Genomic DNA, 20358 nt, shown 5'->3' with positions numbered 1-20358 from the left:
GCGCCCACGAGTTTCACGCCTCATCCGAATGGTCGCGTCCCGCGTCAGCCGGCGGCCGGTTGCGCACGCCACCATGAGGTTCCTGTTGAAAGAAGAAAAAGCGCTACCGCCCGCAGCCCGCGGCCTCGCGAACGACGACGCCCCGCTGCGCGCCGAACTGTTTTCCGCCGCCCAGATGGCCGTGCACGGCCGCCGCCTCGCCGCGCGCCATCCATCCAGCACCCGGCCGGGCAGCGACCGGCTGCTGGTGCGCCTGGACGACAATGCCGCCGTCATCGCCGAGGCCTGCGCCGATCTTACCGTCGCCGCCAAATCCGGCATGCGCCTCGAGCCGGCCGCCGAATGGCTGCTCGACCATTCCTACCTGATCGAGGAACAGATCCGCCTCGCGCGCAGCCATCTGCCGTGGGATTACTGCCGCGCGCTGCCCTGTGTGGCGGACGCGGACCCGGACGCGTGCGGCCACCCGCGCGTGTACGAGCTGGCGCTGGAAGCGGTCGCGCACGGCGACGGCCGCGTGGAGCCGGAAAGCCTGGCGCGCCTCGTCGCCGCCTACCAGGAAGGCGCGCCGCTGGCGCTGGGCGAGCTGTGGGCGATCCCGATCATGCTGCGGCTCGCGCTGATCGACAACCTGCGCCGCCTCGCCGTGCGCCAGGCCGACAGCCGGCGTCAGCGCGAACAGGCGGGCCGCTGGATCGACCGCATGACCGCCAAGGCCGACGAGCGCCCCGGTGACCTGATCCTCATCGTGGCCGACATGGCGCGCGAGGTGCAGCCGATGGGTTCCGGCTTCGTCGCCGAACTCGCGCGCCGGCTGCAGGGCCGCGGCGGCCCGCTCACGCAGGCGCTGCAATGGATCGCGACGCGCCTCGCCGACGAGGGCCGCACCATCGACCAGGCCGTGCAGGCCGACGTCAAGCAGCAGGCCACCGACCAGGTCTCGGCCGCGAACACGATCGGCAGCCTGCGCCTGCTCGGCAGCACGGATTGGCGCGCCTTCGTCGAGTCGCTGAGCGCCGTCGACCAGGCCCTGCGCGGCGACCCGGCCGGCGTCTACGACAAGATGGACTTCGCCACGCGCGACCATTACCGCCACGCGATCGAACGCCTCGCGCGCGCGGCCGGCCGCAGCGAGATCGAGGTGGCGACGGAGGCGCTGGCGCTGGCCGGCGCGGGCGGCCCGGATGCGCGCCTGCGCCACGTCGGCTACTACCTGGCCGGCAAAGGCGTATCCCGCCTGGAGGCGCGGCTGAACATCCGCTCCGGCGTCATCGCCGCGCTGTGCCGCGCGCGGCCGCTGCTGTCCTATCTGGGCGCGGCCGGCGCGCTCGCCGCGGCGTTCCTGGCGGCGATCGTCGTCCGTGCGTCCGACGACGGCGCCGGCCCGGGCGTGCTCGTGGCCATCGGCGTGCTGGGCGCGTTCGGCGCGAGCCAGCTGGCACTGGCGCTCGTGAACCTGATGGCCGCGCGGCTGGTCGCGCCGGCGCCGCTGCCGCGCCTGGATTTCGGCGCCGGCATTCCGTCCGACGCGCGCGCCATCGTCGCCGTGCCCGCGCTGCTGTACAGCCGTGCCAACGTCGCCGCGCTGGCCGACGTGCTCGAGGTGCATTACCTGGCCAATCGCGATCCGCACCTGCGCTTCTGCCTCCTCACCGACCTGGTCGACGCGCCGCAGCAAGAAGTAACCGGCGATGCCGAATTGATCGAACAGGCGCGCGCCGCCGTCGCCGCCCTGAACGACAAATACGCCGACGACCGGCCGTTCCTGCTGCTGCACCGCCAGCGCGTGTGGAGCGAAGGCGAGGGCGCCTGGATCGGCCGCGAGCGCAAGCGCGGCAAGCTGGAAGACCTGAACGCTTTCCTGTTGAGGGGCGAGCGCGCGCCGTTCGCCGTCGTCGAGGGCACTGTCGACGGCCTGGACGTCGTCCGCTACGTGATCACGCTCGACGCCGACACGCAGCTGCCGCGCGACGCCGCGCGCGCCTTCGTCGCCGCGATGGCGCATCCGCTCAATCGCCCCGTGCTGTCGCTCGACGGGCGGCGCGTGGTGGAAGGCCATGGCGTGCTGCAGCCGCGCGTGACGGCGGCGCTGCCGCGCGAGGACGCGTCCCGCTTCGAACGCGTGTGCAGCGGCGCGCCGGGCATCGATCCGTACACGCGCGCCAGCGTCGACGTCTACCAGGACCTGTTCGGCGAAGGCTCCTTCGCCGGCAAGGGCATCTACGACCTGCGCGCGTTCGACCGCCTGCTGCGCGGACGCTTCCCACCCGACCGCGTGCTGTCGCACGATCTGCTGGAAGGGTGTTACGCGCGCGCCGGCCTGCTCGCCGACGCGCCGCTCGTCGAGCCTTGCCCGGCGCGCTACAGCGACGACGTCGGCCGCCGCCACCGCTGGATCCGCGGCGACTGGCAACTGACCGGCTGGCTGCGCGCGCGCGTGCCGCTGGCGGGCGGCCGCACGGAACCCAATCCGCTGCCGCCGCTCGCGCGCTGGAAGCTCGTCGACAACCTGCGCCGCAGCCTCGTCGCGCCGGCGCTGACCGCGGCATTGCTGGTGTGCTGGGCGCTGCTGCCGGCGCCCGCGTTCTGGAGCGCGGCCGCCCTGGCCGTCATCTTTTTGCCGTTCGCGCTGGACGCCTTGATCGACCTGGCCGACAAGCCGCACGACGTCGCGCCGGGCCAGCATGTGCTGAACTGGGCGCAGGACGCGCGCATCGGCCTGGGCCGCGCGCTGCTGGATACGGCCTTCCTGCCGCACGAAGCCTGCTACAGCGTGGACGCGATCGCGCGCGGCCTGTGGCGAACGCACGTGTCGAAGCGGCGCCGGCTCGAATGGCGCGCGGCCGGCCTGTTACGCTCCAGCACGGACATGGAGTCGAACTGGCGCAACATGTGGTTCGCGCCCGCGTTCGCGGTCGGCGCCGCCGTCCTGCTCAGTTTTACGAATCCGCTCGCGCTGTTCGCCGCCGCGCCGCTGTTGCTGCTGTGGTTCCTGTCGCCGGTCGTGGCGTGGTGGGTCAGCCTGCCGGTCACGCAGCGCGCGCCGCGCCTCTCGGACAACCAGCACCGCTTCCTGCGGGGGCTCGCGCGCCGCACGTGGGCGTTCTTCGAGGACCACGTCACGGCGGAGCACAACTGGCTCCCGCCGGACGGTCTGCAGGAGCATCCGGCGCCCGCCGTCGCGCACCGCACGTCGCCGACGAACCTCGGGCTGGCGCTGCTGGCCAACGTCACGGCCTGGGACTTCGGCTTTGCGGCCACGGGCGAACTGCTGGCGCGCACGCGCGCGACCTTGGACACGATGGGCCGGCTGGAGCGTCACCGCGGCCATTTCTACAGCGGCTACGACACGCGCACGCTGGCGCCGCTGCAGCCGCGCCACGTGTCGACGGCCGCCGGCGGCAACCTGGCCGGCCACCTGCTCACGCTCGCCGCCGGCCTGGAAGGCCTGGCCGACGAACCCGTCGCCTCCAGCCGCGCGCTGGACGGCATCCGCGCCACGCTCGACGTCGTCGAGGAGTACGCGCTGCCGGCGCCGCCCGCCGTGCGCGACGCGCTCGCCGCGCTGCGCCACCAGCTGACGCCGGAGCGTTGCCGCAACGCGGACACGCTGCCGGGCCTGGCCGATTGCCTGCAGGCGCTGGCGCGCCGGGCCGAGGCGTTGCGCGCCGTCGTGCCGGAGGACGCCGACCCGTCGTTGCTCGACTGGGCCGGCCGGCTGGCCGCGCAAACGGCGGCGGCACACGCCGATCTGCTGGCGATGGCGCCGTGGATGCGCGTCGTGCAGGAATACGTGATCGATGCCAGCCTCACGCGCATCCCGACCTTGCGCGAGCTGGCCCGATCAAGCATGAAGGCGCCCGGCGCCGACCTGGACCCGGATGAATGCACGCGCCAGCTGCTGCTCGGCCGCCTCGTCGCCGAAGGCAGCGCCAACGCGCGGGCGCGCCTGCACGAGATCGACCAGCTGGTCCGCGCTGCGCGCGCGGGCGCCGAGATGGATTTCGGCCTGCTGTACGACGCGGACACGGCCCGCCTGTCGACCGGCTACCGCGTGGACGAGCGCCGGCCGGACGACGATCATCACGACCTGCTCGCGTCCGACGCGCGCCTGGCCAGCTTCGTCGGCATCGCGCAGGGCCGGCTTCCGCAGGCGCACTGGTTCGCGCTGGGCCGCCAGCCGTGTCTCGTGCACGGCCAGCAGTTGCTGCTGTCGCGCGGCGGCTCGATGTCCGAATACCTGATGCCGCTGCTGGTGATGCCGACCTACGACGACACGCTGCTGGACCGGACGTACCGGAGCGTCGTCCGCGTCCAGGCCGAGTACGGCCGCCGGCGCGACGTCCCGTGGGGCATCTCCGAATCCGGCTGCAACGCGATGGACGCCGCGCTGCACTACCAGTGCCGGACGTTCGGCGTGCCGGGCGCGGGCGCGCAACGCGGCCTCGGCGACGATCTCGTCGTCGCGCCGTACGCCGCGATGATGGTGCTGATGGTCGAGCCGGAACGCGCGTGCGCCAACCTGGAACGCATGGCCAGGCAGGGTTGCGCGGGCCGCTACGGCTTGTACGAGGCCATCGACTACACGCCGGCGCGGCGGCCGGCGGGCCAGGCCTGCGCCGTCGTGCGCGCGTTCGTGGGGCGCCACCAGGGGATCGGTCTTCTCGCGCTGTCGTTCCTGCTGCACGACCGGCCCATGCAGCGCCGCTTCGCCGGCGATCCGCGCTGCCGGGCCGCCTTGCCGCTGCTGCAGGAGCGCGCGCCGGCCGCGGGCGCGCACGCGTCCGCGCGCGCCGAGGTCGAGGCGCTGCACCCGCCGGCGCCCGCGGCCGACACGGCGACGCGCACCGTCGCGGCGCCGGACACCGCGCCGCAGGAAGTGCAGTTGCTGTCCAACGGCCGCTACCACGTGATGGTGACGGCGGGCGGCGCCGGCTACAGCGTCTGGCGCGGCCTGGCCGTCACGCGCTGGCGCGCCGACCCGACCGTCGACGACGGCGGCCACTTCTGCTACCTGCGCGACGTGGACAGCGGCGCCGTGTGGTCGAACACGTGGCAGCCGACCCTGGCGCGGCCCGAGCACTACGAGGCCGTGTTCTCCGAAGGCCGCGCGGAATTCCGCCGGCGCGACCACGGCATCGAGCTGCACACGGAGATCGTCGTCTCGCCCGAGGACGACATCGAACTGCGCCGCCTGCGCATCGCCAACCGGACGGATTCGACGCGCAGGATCGAGCTGACGAGTTACGCGGAACTGGGATCGGCCGTGCAGACGGAGATACTGGCCGAGCGCGGGGCCATCCTGTGCACGCGCCGTCCGCGCCACGCGGACGATGCCGCGCCGTGGCTGCTGAACCTGATGACGGTGCATGGCGAGAATATCGATGCATCGGCGCCCGAATTCGAGACGAGCCGCGCGCGCTTCATCGGCCGCGGCCGGGGCCATGCGCGCCCCGCCGCGCTGGACGGGCGCGCGGCGCTCGGCGGCACGGCCGGCGCCGTGCCCGATCCGGCGCTCGCGATCCGCCGCGTGCTCACCCTGGCGCCGCACCGGGAGGCGCACGTCGACGTCGTGCTGGGCGCGGCCGACACGCGCGAGCAGGCGTTGCGCCTGGTCGACACATACCGGATCCGCCACCTGGCCGACCGCGTACCCGAACTGGCGTGGACGCACGGCCAGGTCGTGCTGCGCCAGCTGAACGCGAGCGAAACGGACGCCCAGCTGTACGCGCGTCTGGCCGGCAGCGTGCTCCATCCTCGGGCCGCGCTGCGCGCCGACCCGGCCCTCATCGCGCGCAACCAGCGCGGCCGGGCGGCGCTGGACGCCCACGCAATCTCGGGCGAGCACCCGATCGTGCTGCTGCGCATGCGCGACGCCGCCAACATCGACCTGGCGCGCCAGCTGGTCCAGGCCCACGCGTGGTGGCGCCTGAACGGACTCGCCGCCGATCTCGTGATCTGGTGCGAGGACGCGGCCGGCCAGGAGCCGATCATGAACCTGATCGCGTCCGGGCCCGCTGCGCAATCGGTCGACCGGCCGGGCGGCGTGTTCGTGCGGCCGCTCGGCGCGATCCCGGACGAGGACCGCGTGCTGCTGCAGGCCGTCGCGCGCGTGATCCTCTCGGACGAACACGGCGGCCTTGCCGAACAACTGCGCCGCGCGGCCGCACGCAAGGCCGAGCTGCCGCCGGCGCTCGTGCCCACCGCGCCCGCGCAGACGACGGCGTCCGCGACGCCGGCGCTGCCCGCGCGCGCGCTCGCACTGGACAACGGCATCGGCGGCTTTGGCGCGGACGGACGCGAATACGTCATCCGCACGGGGCCCGGGCGGCCGACGCCGGCGCCGTGGGTCAACGTGCTGGCCAGCCCGATGTTCGGCACCGTCGTGTCGGAAAGCGGCCAGGCCTACAGCTGGAACCAGAACGCGCACGAATTCCGCCTGACGCCATGGGACGGCGCTCCGGCGGCCGGCCGCGGCGGCGAAGTGTTCTATGTGCGCGACGAACTGACGGGCGAATTCTGGTCGCCGACGGCGCTGCCGGCGCCGTCCGGCGGCGACTACGTCGCGCGCCACGGCTTCGGCTACAGCGTGTTCGAGCACGCGGCGCACGGCATCGCGAGCGAGCTGCTGACGTACGTGGCGCTGGACGCGCCGCTCAAGTACGTCGTGATCAAGCTGCGCAACGACGGCGCCGCGCCGCGCCGGCTGTCCGTGACCGGCTACGTCGAATGGGTGCTCGGCGAAGTGCGCGCCGAATCCGCGCCGCACGTGGTGACGGAGCTGGATCCCGTCAGCGGCGCGCTGTTCGCCCGCAATGCGTGGAATGCCGATTTCGCGGGCCGCGTCGCGTTCTTCCACCTCGATGCCGAGCACGTGGCCTTCACGTGCGACCGCGCGGAATTCATCGGCGAGGGCGGCAGCCTCGCCGATCCGGCCGCGCTCGGGCGCACGACCCTGTCCGGCCGCAGCGGCGCCGGGCTCGATCCGTGCGCGGCGCTGCAGACCGTCGTCGAGCTGCAGCCGGGCGACGAGCAGGAACTCGTGTTCATGCTGGGCGTGGGCGGCCGCCGCAACCTGGATGCCACCGGCATGGTCCAGCGCCACTGCGGTTCCGCCGCGGCGGCCGCCGGCCTGGCCCGCGTGCGCGACTTCTGGGACGACACGCTCGGTGCCGTGCGCATCGAGACGCCGGAGCCGGCCTTCGACCTGCTGGCCAACGGCTGGCTGATGTACCAGACCATCGCCTGCCGCATGTGGGCGCGCAGCGGGCATGAACGATCGGTGGGCGCCTACGGCTTCCGCGAGCAGCTGCAGGACGCGATGGCCGCCGTGCACGCGCGGCCCGAGCTGCTGCGCGACCACATCCTGCTGTTCGCGGGCCACCAGTTCGTCGAAGGCGACGTGCAGCATTGGTGGCACCCGCCCACCGGACGCGGCGCGCGTACGCGCTGCTCGGACGATTACCTGTGGCTGCCGCTGGCCGTGCACCGCTACGTCGGCGCGACGGGCGACGAGTCGCTGCTGGACGAGGTGGCGCCGTTCATCGAAGGCCGCGCGCTCAGGCAGGACGAGGCGGCGTGGTGCGACGTGCCCGGCCGGTCGCGCGAGCAGGCCGGCATCTACGAACACTGCGTGCGCGCGTTGCGGCGCGCCCTCGTGTTCGGCCCGCACGGCCTGCCGCTGATCGGCACCGGCGACTGGAACGACGCCCTGGACCGCGTCGGCACCAAGGGCCGCGGCGAGAGCGTGTGGCTCGGCTTCTTCCTGTACGACGTGCTGTGCCGCTTTGCGGACCTGGCCGACCGGCGCGGCGACTACGGGTTCTGCACGACCTGCCGCAGTGCGGCCCAGGTCCTCGCGCACAACATCGAGGACAACGCCTGGGACGGCGAATGGTATCGGCGCGCTTACTTCGACGACGGCACGCCGCTCGGCGCGCGCGCGAACGACGCGTGCCGCATCGATTCCGCCGCGCAGAGCTGGGCCGTGCTGTCCGGCGCGGCCGACCGCGGACGGGCGCGCATCGCGATGGACGCGGTCGACGCGCATCTCGTGCGCCGCGACGCGGCGCTGGTCCAGCTGCTCGACCCGCCGTTCGATCAGGGCCGGCCGGACCCGGGCGCCATCCGCGCCGACGCGCCGGGCGTGCGCGCGAACGGCGGCCAGGACACGCAGGCCGCGATCTGGGCGGCGATGGCCTTCGCGCACCTGGGCGACACGGAACGGGCCTGGGAACTGGCGCGCATGCTCAATCCGCTCCATCGCACGCGCACGGCCGAAGCCTGCGGCGTGTACCAATCCGAACCCTACGTGATGGCGGACGACGTGTGCGCGGCCGCGCCGCACGCGGGACGGGGCGGCGGCAGCTGGACCACGGGGGCGGCCGGCTGGATGTACCGCCTGCTCGTGGAGTCGCTGCTCGGCGTGACGCGCGCCGCCGACACGCTGACGCTCACGCCGCGCCTGCCGGCCGGCTGGGAAGGCTTCCGTCTGCATTACCGCTACGGCGACAGCGTCTACACGATCGCCGTGCGGCGCGCGGACGCGCCGCTGCTCCGCGTGGACGGCGTGGCGCAGGCGGGCAGCACGGTCATGCTGGCGGACGACGGCCGGGCGCACGACGTGGAACTGCACGTGGCCTGCCGTCACGACGCGAGCGCCGCCGCGCCGCATTCGGACCGGACGGCGTTCGAAAAGATGCGGCCTTAAAATTTGTCAATAAGTTAATATCTAACTGACAATTTTATGAGCCGTGGATCAAGGTGGACATGCGTGCAATTGCAAAAATTGCATCATGAAAACCTCACTCCTCTCCCTGACCCTGGTGCTGGCCGCGGCCGGTCCGATCCACCCCGCGGCCGCCGCCACGCGCGAACACCGCGAGTTCGATGCGACCTTGCTGGCGCCCTATCGCGGCGCGGTCCGCGATGCGCGCACGTTCGTGCTGTCGTTCGAGTATCCGGACCTGCGCGGGCGCGTCCCCGTGACGTGGCACCTGGACCTCGTCGCGCCGGGCGGCCGGCGCGTCGCCCGCTGGCACGGTCGGCTGACGCTCACCGGCACGCCGCGCGACGTGTCCGTGCGCTGGACCGGCACCCTGGCCGGCCGCCGGCCCGCGCCCGGCATCTATCACGTGCGCCTGCATGCCGCCACCGGCGGCGAGACGGCGGACCAGGCCTGGGACATCGCCGTCGGCGCGGTGCCGGCACCGGCGCTGCCGGCCTTTGCGCCGCTGGCGACGGGACATGCGCGCACGATGGCGGCGCCGGCGCCGGGCGGGCTGCCGTACACGGTCTATTACGGCAACCTGCACAGCCAGACGCGCGACAGCGACGGCGGCGGCCCCGTCGCCACCTGCCACGGCGCGCAGGATCCGCAGTCGGCGCCCTACGGCCCGGACGCCGCCTATCCGTACGCGCGCCGGCACGGCCTGGACATGCTGATGGTCTCGGAGCACAACCATATGTACGACGGCTCGGACGGCACCAATCCGGACGCCGATCCCGCGAAGGCCAAGGCCATGTACCAGGCGGGCCTGGCAACGGCGCGCGACTACACGGCCGCGAATCCGGGCTTCCTGGCCTTGTACGGCATGGAATGGGGCGTGATCGGCAACGGCGGCCACCTGAACATCTTCGACAGCGACGAGCTGCTCGGCTGGGAGAAGAACGGGAAGGGCGAACTGATCGCGGACACGGAGACGCCCAAGAGCGACTACGCCGCGCTGTACACGCTGATGCGCCAGCGCGGCCTGACGGGCCAGTTCAATCATCCGGCGTTGACCGGCCAGTTCGTCGTGAACGGCACGCCGCTCGCCTACACGCCGGACGGCGACGCCGTCATGGCCTTGTGCGAAGTGGTCAACAGCTCGGCGTTTTCCAGCAGCGAGACGGAGGGCGAGACGCGGCGCAGCAATTTCGAACAGGCCTGCGACAAGCTGCTGGAGGCGGGCTACCACGTCGCGTTCAGCAGCGACCAGGACAACCACTGCGCCAACTGGGGCGCGTCGTACAGCAACCGCAGCGCGGTGTTGATCCCGAACGGCGTGCCGTTGACGCGCGCGAGCTTCCTCGAGGCCGTGCGCGCGCGCCGCGTGTTCGCCACCATGGACAAGGATGCGCAGGTGGTCTTCAGCGCGAACGGCCACGTGATGGGCGAGCGCTTCGACAATACGGGACCGCTGCACCTGCAGGTGGCGTACGCCGGCGCGCCCGGCCGGCATGCCGCGACGGTGGCGATCGTGGAAGGCGTCCCGGGACGCAACGGCGACGTGAGCCAGCTGTCCGACCAGGCCGACGTCACGACCGTGCCGGCGCCCGGCGCGCATTTTTATTATGCGAAGGTGACGCAGGACGACGGCCGGATCCTGTGGTCGGCGCCCGTGTGGGTCACGCAGGCCGCGCAGCCTTAGAAACCCAGGCTGCGTCCCGCGCCCAGCAGCGTGGCGATGCCCAGCACGGCGAAGATCAGCGCCGCGAGGCCGTGCACGAGTTTCAGCGACGATGAGCCGGCGGCCAGGCGCGCGGCGATGCGGTCGCCGAAGTACACGGCCGGCACGTTCGCGATCATCATGCCGAGCGTCGTGCCGGCGACGACCGCCACGGCGGAACTGTAGCGCGCCGCCAGCGCGACGGTGGCGACCTGCGTCTTGTCGCCCATCTCGGCGACGAAGAACGCGATCACGGTGGTGGCGAACACGCCGAAGCGCGCCAGCGGCGTGGCGTCTTCGTCGACCTCGTCCGGCACCATGATCCACGCGGCCATGCCGAGGAAGGCGATGCCCAGCACCCAGCGCATGACGTCGGGCCCGAGCAGCCGGCCCACGAGGGCGCCGACGGCGGCCGCGAAGGCGTGGTTGGCGACGGTCGCGACGAAGATGCCGGCCACGATGGGCACGGGACGGCGAAAGCGCGCGGCGAGCAGGAAGGCCAGCAACTGCGTCTTGTCGCCGATTTCGGCGAGGGCGACGATGCCGGTGGATACGAGGAAGGCGTCCATCTGGGAACCGCGGCGGGCGCGGAAGGCAAGGCGGTGAAACGCGGATGATAGCAGAGGCCCGGAAGAAAATGCTATCCTGCTCCGCGCTCCCGCCACCCGGGACCTTTACCGCTAGAGGAATCCAAGAGTGCAATCAATGACCCGCATCGCAGCAGCGATCCTGCTCGCTTTTTCCGGCGCCGCACTGGCGCAGACCCCCGCCGTCCCCGCCGCCGCGCCGTCCACGTCCGCCGCCGCGATCGACGCCGCCGCCGTCCTGAACGCCCATCTGGCGGACGACGTCGAGCGCACGATGAAACTCTTCGACGTGCCCGGCATCGCGATCGCCGTCGTCAAGGACGGCAAGGTGATCGCCACCCGGGGCTTCGGCGTGCGCAAGCTGGGCGCGCCGGACAAGGTCGACGGCAAGACGCTGTTCGAGATCGCGTCGAACTCGAAGGCGTTCACGGCGGCCGCGCTGGCGATGCTCGTCGACGAAGGCAAGCTGGCGTGGGACGATCCGGTCACGAAGCACCTGCCGGACTTCCAGATGTACGACCCCTACGTCACGCACGACATGACGGTGCGCGACCTGCTCACGCACCGCAGCGGCCTGGGTCTCGGCGCCGGCGACCTGCTGTGGTGGCCCACGACGAATTTCTCCACCGACGAGATCATCCACAAGCTGCGCTACATCCGCCCGGCCACGAGCTTCCGCAGCCGCTACGCGTACGACAACCTGCTGTACATCGCGGCCGGCAAGATCGTCGCGGCCAAGTCGGGCAAGACGTGGGGCGAGACGATCCACGAGCGCATCCTGGCTCCGGTCGGCATGGCGTCGACGACGACGAGCCTCCGGGAAAACGCGGGCAATCCGGACGTGGCGCACGCGCACAGCAAGATCGACGGCAGGATCGCCGCCGTGAAGGCGATGCCGGTGCCGAACGCCGTGGGCGCCGTCGGCATCAATACGAATGCCGAGGACATCGCGCGCTGGATGAACGTGCTGCTGGCCGGCGGCCGCGTGGGCACGGACGCGAACGGGAAGGAAGTGCGTTTGTACAGCGCCAAGCAGGCGCGCGAGATGTGGACGGCGCAGACGCCGATGCGCATCAGCGAACCCGATCCCAGGCTGGCCGCCACCCGGCCGAACTTCCTGGCCTACGGCCTCGGCTTCCAGCTGCGCGACTGGCAGGGCAAGCTCGTGGCCATGCACAGCGGCGCGCTGCAGGGCTTTTATTCGAAGGTGGTGCTGGTGCCGGAAGCGAAGCTGGGCTTCGCCATTCTCACCAACGCGGAAAGCGGCGGGTCGCTGAACGCGCTGCAGTACCAGCTGCTCGACCGCATGCTGAACCCGGCGGCGTCGACCGACTGGATCGGCATCGTGAAAGCCGTCGACGACGACAACCACGCGAAGGAACTGGCGCGCCTGGGCAAGGCCGGCGCGGCGCGCGCGGCCAAGTCGCAACCCTCGCTGGCGCGCACGGCGTACGACGGCGAATACCGGGACCCGTGGTACGGCATCGCGACCATCAAGCACGTGGGCGGCAAGCAGGTGCTGACGCTGTCGCGCACGCCGGACCTGACGGGCGAGCTGGAACACTATCAGCACGACACGTTCATCGTGCGCTGGAGGGAACGCAACTTCAACGCGGACGCGTACGTGACGTTCGCGCTGAATCCGGACGGCAGCATCGAGCGCATGAAGATGCAGCCCATCTCCACCGAGACGGATTTCAGCTACGACTTCCAGGACTTGAATTTCAAGCCGGTGAAGTCACCGGCGCCATGATATTCAAATCGCAGGCACCGGCGAATAGCCCGAGATCGCGCGGTACTTGCCGTTGCCGTAGCGGAGCACCTGGCGCTGGTCGATCGCGGCCGGCGGCCCCGCGTAGGCTTCGGCGCGGCTGATCGCGCCCTGGTAGTGCACGGTCATGTCGCCGGGCCGGTCGCGCGAAGCGTCGATCGTCCAGCTGCCTTCGATCGCATAGCAGTCGTGCGTATCGGATGCGCCGCCGTCGTCGTGCGCGTCCGGATCCTGCGCGTGCGGCTTGACGAGCGGCGCCAGGCGGCGCTGGCAATCGGTCGCGCCGTCGACGTTGATGCCCGACAGCGCCAGCTCCACGGCCGGCTCGCGCCGGACCATGTCGCGGCTCACTTCGTAGACGGCGAGCCACGTGCCGCAATAGCCCTGCCAGCAGCTGCCGTATTCGACGGCCACGCCGGGACGCCGCGCGGACAGCGCGACTTCGCGCACGGCGGCGGCGCCGGAAAAACCGCGCAGGGCGAAGATGCCCTGGCGTCCGCTCACGCCCCAGGCGGAGCCGTGCTGCTCGAACTGGTAGGCGGCGAGCGCCATCGGCGTTGCGTGAACGGCGACGGAGCGGCCGTCTTCGCCGGCGGGCACGAGGCCCGCGACGAGCGTCAGGTGCGTGGCATCCGTGCGCAGCACCAGCTTCGGTTCGACGAGCACCCGGTTCGAGCCCGTGTTCCAGCCGGCGTACACGCCGTGCCCGACGCCGGGCAAGGACGGCAGCGTCGCGCTGTGCACGCGTCCGGCCGGGTTGTCGCTCCAGCCGGGGAAGGCCAGTGCCGCCAACTGGGCCGGCGTGGGCAGGGGGGACGCGCCCGCGTCGAGGCACAGGGCGGGCCCGCAGGCGGCCAACACTGCCGCGCGCACGGCGCGGCGCAGGAAGATCGTCTGGCCCATCAGCTTTTCTTGCCGTTCCAGACGGCCATCATGTCGGGCGAGCCCTGCGAACGGATGCCGTTGTCCTGCAGGATGCCGTCGGTCGCGTCGACCATCGCCTGGCGCGGCAGGATCATCGTTTCGCCCAGGCGCTGGTCGAAACGCAGCACGACGAGATCGTCCTTCAGGTCGCGCAGCAGGGCCACCAGGTGGCGCAGGCTGCGCACGGGCACGCCGTTGACGGATTCGACGACGGAGCCGAAGCGGTTGCTGTAGCCGGCGACGAGCTTGTGCGGGAAGAACGGCGAGCTGACGACGACGAGTTCCTCGTGCTGCGCGTCCGGTTCGTCGCCGCGGCGCGTCACGAGCGGGTTGCCGTTGAAGCCGAAGGCGTTCAGCAGTGGCGCATTGCGGTTGATGAACGAGAGGTATTCGGCCGTGGCACGCGAGAACACGATCGGGCCGTACACGAAGTACGGCGGGTAGCTGCCTTCGAGCGGCGGGATCAGGAGCGGCCGCGGGCCGGCCACGGGCACCTGCACTTCCATCGTCCTGCCGTCGCGGACGATGGTCAGCGGCACCTTGCCGTCCCGCGCGACCTGCTGCACGCGGTACTGGAAGCGCACGCGCAGGTTGGGGCCCAGCTTGACCATGCCCTGGTCGTCCACGGGATAGTCGCCGATGCGCGTGATGACGTCCCATTCCTTCAGCGGGTATTGCGCGTCGCTGCGGTAGGGACGGTGCACGACGACGCCGTCGACCGACCTGTCGAGCTTGAGGTAGCGGCGCAGGACCGGGTTTTCCAGCGTCTGCACGTCGTCCAGCAGCAGCGGCTTGCCGTCGTAGCGGCCGTCGGCCACGTCGCGCAGGAACAGTTCCACTTCCTCGTTCGGGATCACGTAGCCGATGTTCTGGGCGTTCGCCGCCACCGAGAACGCGAGGCCGATCATCTTGTCGCCGTCGATCACGGGGCCGCCGCTGTTGCCGGGGTTGATCGGCGCGTCGATCTGCACGCGCAGGCCTGCGCTGCCGTAGCCGTAGGGGACGAATTCGACGCGCGAGACGATGCCCTTGGTGACGGACAGCGACGTGCCGCCGAGCGGATAGCCGTAGGCCATCACGGCCTCCCTCACGTCTGGCAGCACGCTCGTGCGCCTGACCGGCTTGTGCTTGTCGAAGAACGATTCGTCGTCCAGTTTCAGCAGCGCCAGGTCCATGCCGCGCGCGATCGCGACGACGGTGGCGCCGACCTTGTCGCCGTCCTGGCTGGCCTGCACCTGCACCTGGCTCGCGTAGCCGACGACGTGGGCGTTGGTCAGGATGCGCTTGCCTTCGATGACGACGCCGGAGCCGGTGATGTCCTGCGGCGTGGCCTTGGTCCAGGGCTTGAACGGGTCCGGACGGCGTAACGTGCTGAAGATCTTGACCACGGAGTTCTCGACGGCGGGCGACACGGAAGGCGCGGCGGTCGGCGGCGCGGTGGCCGGGCTGGCCTCCTGGGCGTGGAGCGTGCAGCTGGCCAGCGCGATCGCGGCGGCCGCGGCAAGGCGGACGATCTTCATGAATTTCCTGTTCCGGTATGCGAAATGTGACATGCAAGCATTGCCGTTGCAATATACACGGTGCGCAACTGTAAAAATGCACAAATTCTCACGTGTAACCTTTTCGTAACGTTCGCCCTGCGGCGGCATGCAGATGCAAGTGTCCGGTCACCCCGGCGCGGACACCGCCCGGACAGCCGCGGACACCGCGCATGGCCGCGGCGCCGCCAAATCCGCGGCTTCGGCCATGGCATGAAGATTGCCTATCAAAAACGTCAACTTGCTGCTGAGGTGCATCGGCTTTCGCACCCCGGCAGTCAACAAGAAGAGCGGCCCGCGATCCGGGCCGCTGTCAAAAAAATGTTGCGTGATTTCAGGAGACCCCATGGAACGCCGTACCTTTCTTAAAATCGGTGCCGGTACCGCCGGCGCCATGCTGGTGCCCGTGTTCGGCCACGCCATCGCCGCCGAGGAGATGCTGGCCTCGATGCCCGTCGCGGCCAAGAAGGCGCTGGCCGACGTCGCGCTCGATGCCGCCACCAGGGCCGGCGCGCGCTATTGCGACGTGCGCATCGGCCGCTATCTCAACCAGTACATCATCACCCGCGACTTGAACGTCGAGAACGTGACGAACACCGAATCGGCCGGCGTCGGCGTGCGCGTGGTGTGCAATGGCGCCTACGGCTTCGCGGCCACCAACGACATGACGCCGGACGGCATCGCGGGCGCGGCGCGCCAGGCGGTGGCGATCGCGAAGGCGAACGCGAAGCTGCAGGCGGAACCGGTGCGGCTTGCGCCCGTGAAGGGCGTGGGGGAGGTGGCGTGGGCGACGCCGGTCGTCCGCGACTGGCGCACGGTGCCCATCAAGGACAAGGCGGAATTGCTGATCGCGGCGAACAAGGCGGGCATGGACGCCGGCGCCAGCTTCATGCAGTCGATGCTGTTCCAGGTCCAGCAGCAGAAGTACTTCGCCTCCACCGACGGCTCGTACATCGACCAGGACATCCAGCGCCTGTGGGCGCCGTTTTCCGCGACGGCGGTCGACAAGGCCAGCGGCAAGTTCCGCTCGCGGAACGGCCTGTCGGCGCCCGTCGGCATGGGCTACGAATACCTGGATGCGAAGAAGGACGACAAGCTCAAGGCGGCCGGCGGCGTCGCCACGCTGTACACGAAGTCCTACGACATCGTCGAGGACGCGCGCGCCGCGGGCCGCGACGCCCGGCGCAAGCTGACGGCGAAGTCGGTCACGCCGGGCAAGTACGACCTGATGCTCTCGCCCGAACACCTGTACCTGACGATCCACGAATCCGTCGGCCACCCGACCGAGCTCGATCGCGTGCTGGGCTACGAGGCCAACTACGCCGGCACGAGTTTCGCGACGCTCGATAAATGGCAGTCGAAGAAGTTCAACTACGGCTCGCCGCTGGTGAACATCGTCGCCGACAAGACGACCCCGGGCTCGCTGGGCAACGTGGGGTACGACGACGAAGGCGTGCGGACCAAGCGCTGGGACCTCATCAAGGACGGCATCCTCGTCAGCTACCAGGCCACGCGCGACCAGGCCCACATCATCGGCAAGACGGAATCGGACGGCTGCTCGTACGCGGACAGCTGGAGCAACGTGCAGTTCCAGCGCATGCCCAACGTGTCGCTGCAGGCGGGCAGGAAGCAGCTCACGCCGGACGAGATGGTCAAGGACATCAAGAAGGGCATCTACATCGTGGGCGACGGTTCGTTCTCGATCGACCAGCAGCGCTACAACTTCCAGTTCGGCGGCCAGCTGTTCTACGAGATCAACAACGGCAAGATCGGCCAGATGCTGGAGGACGTGGCGTACCAGTCGAACACGCAGGATTTCTGGAATGCGTGCACGGCGATCTGCGACGAGCGCGATTGGCGCATGGGCGGTTCCTTCTTCGACGGCAAAGGGCAACCCCCGCAGATCAGCATCGTGTCGCACGGGTCCTCGACCTCGCGTTTCAACGGCATCAACGTCATCAACACCGCCCGCAAGATCGGCTAAGGCAGGAGACCCCACACCATGACCATCCTGACTCAGGAACAAACCAAACACATTTGCGACCGCGTCCTCTCGTTCTCGAAGGCGGACGAATGCATCGTCACCGTCAACGGCAGCCGCAACGGCAACATCCGCTTCGCGCGCAACGAGGTGTCCACCGCCGGCCTCGCGGACGACACCAACATCGCCGTGACGGTCGCTTTCGGCAAGCGCCAGGGCACCGCCACCATCAACGAATTCGACGACAAGTCGCTGGAAAAAGTCGTGCGCCGCGCCGAGGATCTCGCGCGCCTGGCGCCGGAAAATCCGGAATTCATGCCGGCGGTGTCCAAGCAGGACTACAAGGCGTCGCAGACCTTCAACGCCAGGACGGCCGCCATCGATCCGGAATTCCGCGCGCAGACGGCCGCGTACGCGATCGAGGCCTGCAAGAAGAACAAGCTCGTCGCCGCCGGCTTCTTCACGGACGGCACCTCGTTCTCCGGCGTGGCCAACTCGAACGGCGTGGTTGGCCACCAGGGCCAGACGAGCCTCGACTTCACCTGCACCGTGCGCACGGAAGACGGCCGCGGCTCCGGCTGGGTCAAGCGCTCCGCCACCGACGCGAGCAGGTTCGACGCGCGCGAAGCGGCCGACGTCGCGATCGAAAAGGCGCTGCGTTCCGTCGACGCGAAGGCGCTGGAACCGGGCCGCTACACCGTGATCCTGGAGCCGGCCGCCACGTCCGAGCTGCTCGGCTACATGCTGTTCGGCTTCGACGCGCGCCAGACCGACGAAGGCCGCAGCTTCCTGTCGAAGAAGGGCGGCGCGTCGCGCCTGGGCGACAAGCTGTTCGACCAGCAGGTGAACGTCTGGGCCGACCCGTGGAACCCGGACGTGCCCGTGCTGCCGTGGGACACCGACAACCTCATCGCGCGCCGCCGCATGGACCTGATCAAGGACGGCAAGGTGAATGCGCTGAACTACTCGCAGTACTGGGCCAAGAAGAAGGGCGTGCAGCCGACGGCCACGCCGGGCAACATCATCATGGCCGGCACGGACAAGTCGACGGCGGAGCTGATCGCGAACACCAAGAAGGGCGTGCTCGTGACCCGCACGTGGTACATCCGCATGGTCGACCCGCAGACCGTGCTGCTGACGGGCCTGACCCGCGACGGCACGTTCTACATCGAGAACGGCAAGATCAAGCACCCGATCAAGAACTTCCGTTTCAACGAGAGCCCCGTCACGATGCTCAACAACATCGAGGAGATCGGCAAGCCGGTCGTGATCGCGGGCGACGAGGTGCCGTTCCAGATGCTGATTCCGCCGATGAAGGTCCGCGATTTTAATTTCACCTCGCTGTCCGACGCGGTTTGATGTGCATGGTGGGCGGAGGGCCGCCCACCCTACGTAATCGTTGACGCCATACGTCATCACGTATCGATGCCGTAGGGTGGGCACCCCGTGCCCACCATGACGCGCCATTAACGCGCGCACTGGAGAAACAATGGAACGCCGTACCTTCCTCAAAATCGGTGCCGGCACGGCCGGCGCCATGCTGGTCCCCGTGTTCGGCAACGCGATCGCCGCCGAGGAACTGCTCGATCCCCTGGCCCTGAGCGTCAAGAAAGCGCTGGCCGACACCGCGCTGGACGCCGCCAGGAAGGCGGGCGCCTCCTACTGCGACGTGCGCATCGGCCGCTACCTGAACCAGTACATCACCACGCGCGACCTGAACGTCGAGAGCGTGACGAATACCGAATCGACCGGCGTCGGCGTGCGCGTGATCGCCGCCGGCGCCTACGGCTTCGCCGCCACCAATGCCCTGACCCCGGATGCCATCGCCGGCGCCGCGCGCCAGGCCGTGGCCATCGCCCGGGCGAACGCGAAGCTGCAGTCGCAGCCCGTGCAACTGGCGCCGGTGAAAAGCCTGGGCGAGGTGGCGTGGGCCACGCCGATCAAGCGCGACTGGCGCACGGTGCCCATCAAGGACAAGGCCGACATGCTGATCGCCGCGAACCGGGCCGGCCTCGCGGCCGGCGCCAGCTTCATGCGCGCGAACCTGTTCCAGGTGAACCAGCAAAAATACTTCGCGTCGACGGACGGCTCGTACGTCGACCAGGACATCCACCGCCTGTGGGCGCCGATCAACGCGACGGCCGTCGACAAGGCGACCGGCAAGTTCCGCTCGCGCGCGGGCCTGGCGCCGCCGGTCGGCATGGGCTACGAGTGGTTCGACGTCAAGCCCGAGCACAAGGTGCGCGCGGCCGGCGGCGTGACCACGCTGTACGACGGCGGCTACGACATCGTCGAGGAAGCGCGCACCGCGGGCCGCCAGGCGCGCGAAAAGCTGACGGCCAAGAGCGTCGATCCGGGCAAGTACGATCTCGTGCTGGCGCCGGAAAACCTGTTCCTGACGATCCACGAATCCGTCGGCCACCCGACGGAGCTGGACCGCGTGCTGGGCTACGAGGCCAACTTCGCGGGCACGAGCTTCTGCACGCTCGACAAATGGGAATCCGGTACATTCAACTTCGGCTCGAAGATCGTCAACTTCACCGGCGACAAGACGGCACCGGGCTCGCTGGGCGCCGTCGGCTACGACGACGAGGGCGTGCCGGCGAAGCGCTGGGACATCATCAAGGACGGCATCCTCGTCAACTACCAGGCCACGCGCGACCAGGCCCGGATCATCGGCGAAAAGGAATCGCACGGCTGCTCGTACGCGGACAGCTGGAGCAACGTGCAGTTCCAGCGCATGCCGAACGTGTCGCTGGCCGCCGGCAAGAACAAGCTCACGCCGGACGAGATGGTGAAGGACGTCAAGCGCGGCATCTACATCCTCGGCCGCGGCTCCTATTCCATCGACCAGCAGCGCTACAACTTCCAGTTCGGCGGCCAGCTGTACTACGAAATCCGCGACGGCAAGATCGGCCGGATGCTGGAAGACGTGGCGTACCAGTCGAACACGCAGGATTTCTGGAACGCGTGCACGGCGATCTGCGACCAGCGCGACTGGCGCATGAGCGGCTCCTTCTTCGACGGCAAGGGCCAGCCGAGCCAGGTCAGCGCCGTCTCGCACGGCACTCCGACGGCGCGCTTCAACGGCATCAACGTGATCAACACGGCTCGCAAGATCGGGTGA

General features: G+C 70.0%; 9 protein-coding genes. 6 read left to right on the top strand and 3 right to left on the bottom strand.

Annotated features, from left to right (window positions below; genetic code table 11):
• Positions 1 to 85 precede the first annotated feature (85 nt).
• Positions 86 to 8710: a glycoside hydrolase family 94 protein gene (locus ISF28_RS15025; protein ID WP_229519102.1), complete on the top strand. Its 8625-nt coding sequence runs from the start codon at positions 86 to 88 to the stop codon at positions 8708 to 8710.
• A gap of 85 nt (positions 8711 to 8795) precedes the next feature.
• A complete protein-coding gene (locus ISF28_RS15020) occupies positions 8796 to 10412 on the top strand; it encodes a CehA/McbA family metallohydrolase (protein WP_198117978.1) in 1617 nt (538 codons plus the stop codon).
• Here the strand turns inward: ISF28_RS15020 and ISF28_RS15015 are convergent.
• Positions 10409 to 10999, bottom strand: a complete 591-nt coding sequence (locus ISF28_RS15015) for a TMEM165/GDT1 family protein (protein ID WP_198117977.1) — start codon at positions 10997 to 10999, stop codon at positions 10409 to 10411. The genes ISF28_RS15020 and ISF28_RS15015 overlap by 4 nt on opposite strands.
• 136 nt (positions 11000 to 11135) lie before the next feature.
• Between ISF28_RS15015 and ISF28_RS15010 the strand changes: the two genes are divergently transcribed.
• Positions 11136 to 12770 (top strand): serine hydrolase, encoded by a 1635-nt coding sequence (locus ISF28_RS15010; RefSeq protein WP_198117976.1) that lies wholly within the window; start codon positions 11136 to 11138, stop codon positions 12768 to 12770.
• Between the two features lie 3 nt (positions 12771 to 12773).
• Here the strand turns inward: ISF28_RS15010 and ISF28_RS15005 are convergent, their stop codons facing one another.
• Positions 12774 to 13691, bottom strand: a complete 918-nt coding sequence (locus tag ISF28_RS15005) for a hypothetical protein (protein WP_198117975.1) — start codon at positions 13689 to 13691, stop codon at positions 12774 to 12776.
• Complete coding sequence (locus tag ISF28_RS15000; RefSeq protein ID WP_198117974.1) at positions 13691 to 15232, bottom strand: S1C family serine protease; 1542 nt, start codon at positions 15230 to 15232, stop codon at positions 13691 to 13693. Before ISF28_RS15000 ends, ISF28_RS15005 begins: the two co-directional genes overlap by 1 nt.
• A 364-nt stretch (positions 15233 to 15596) precedes the next feature.
• Here ISF28_RS15000 and ISF28_RS14995 point away from each other — a divergent pair, with 364 nt between their 5' ends.
• From ISF28_RS14995 to ISF28_RS14985, 3 genes are all read left to right on the top strand, one after another.
• A complete protein-coding gene (locus tag ISF28_RS14995) occupies positions 15597 to 17234 on the top strand; it encodes a TldD/PmbA family protein (RefSeq protein ID WP_198117973.1) in 1638 nt (545 codons plus the stop codon).
• Between the two features lie 18 nt (positions 17235 to 17252).
• On the top strand, positions 17253 to 18590 hold the full coding sequence (locus ISF28_RS14990; protein ID WP_198117972.1) for a TldD/PmbA family protein: 1338 nt from the start codon (positions 17253 to 17255) through the stop codon (positions 18588 to 18590).
• A gap of 130 nt (positions 18591 to 18720) precedes the next feature.
• Positions 18721 to 20358 carry a TldD/PmbA family protein gene (locus tag ISF28_RS14985; protein ID WP_198117971.1) on the top strand — a complete coding sequence of 546 codons (1638 nt, stop codon included), beginning with the start codon at positions 18721 to 18723 and terminating at the stop codon, positions 20356 to 20358.

The sequence above is a fragment of the Massilia rhizosphaerae genome (assembly GCF_016093545.1).
Lineage (GTDB): Bacteria > Pseudomonadota > Gammaproteobacteria > Burkholderiales > Burkholderiaceae_D > Telluria > Telluria rhizosphaerae.
This window is presented reverse-complemented; position numbering and strand designations above follow the sequence as displayed.

What these genes read in the sequence shown, in the direction of transcription:
- ISF28_RS15020 (WP_198117978.1), top strand. Translation starts at nt 8,796, where the DNA reads ATGAAAACCTCACTCCTCTCCCTGACCCTGGTGCTGGCCGCGGCCGGT.
- ISF28_RS15015 (WP_198117977.1), bottom strand. Translation starts at nt 10,999, where the DNA reads ATGGACGCCTTCCTCGTATCCACCGGCATCGTCGCCCTCGCCGAAATC.
- ISF28_RS15010 (WP_198117976.1), top strand. Translation starts at nt 11,136, where the DNA reads ATGACCCGCATCGCAGCAGCGATCCTGCTCGCTTTTTCCGGCGCCGCA.
- ISF28_RS15005 (WP_198117975.1), bottom strand. Translation starts at nt 13,691, where the DNA reads ATGGGCCAGACGATCTTCCTGCGCCGCGCCGTGCGCGCGGCAGTGTTG.
- ISF28_RS15000 (WP_198117974.1), bottom strand. Translation starts at nt 15,232, where the DNA reads ATGAAGATCGTCCGCCTTGCCGCGGCCGCCGCGATCGCGCTGGCCAGC.
- ISF28_RS14995 (WP_198117973.1), top strand. Translation starts at nt 15,597, where the DNA reads ATGGAACGCCGTACCTTTCTTAAAATCGGTGCCGGTACCGCCGGCGCC.
- ISF28_RS14990 (WP_198117972.1), top strand. Translation starts at nt 17,253, where the DNA reads ATGACCATCCTGACTCAGGAACAAACCAAACACATTTGCGACCGCGTC.
- ISF28_RS14985 (WP_198117971.1), top strand. Translation starts at nt 18,721, where the DNA reads ATGGAACGCCGTACCTTCCTCAAAATCGGTGCCGGCACGGCCGGCGCC.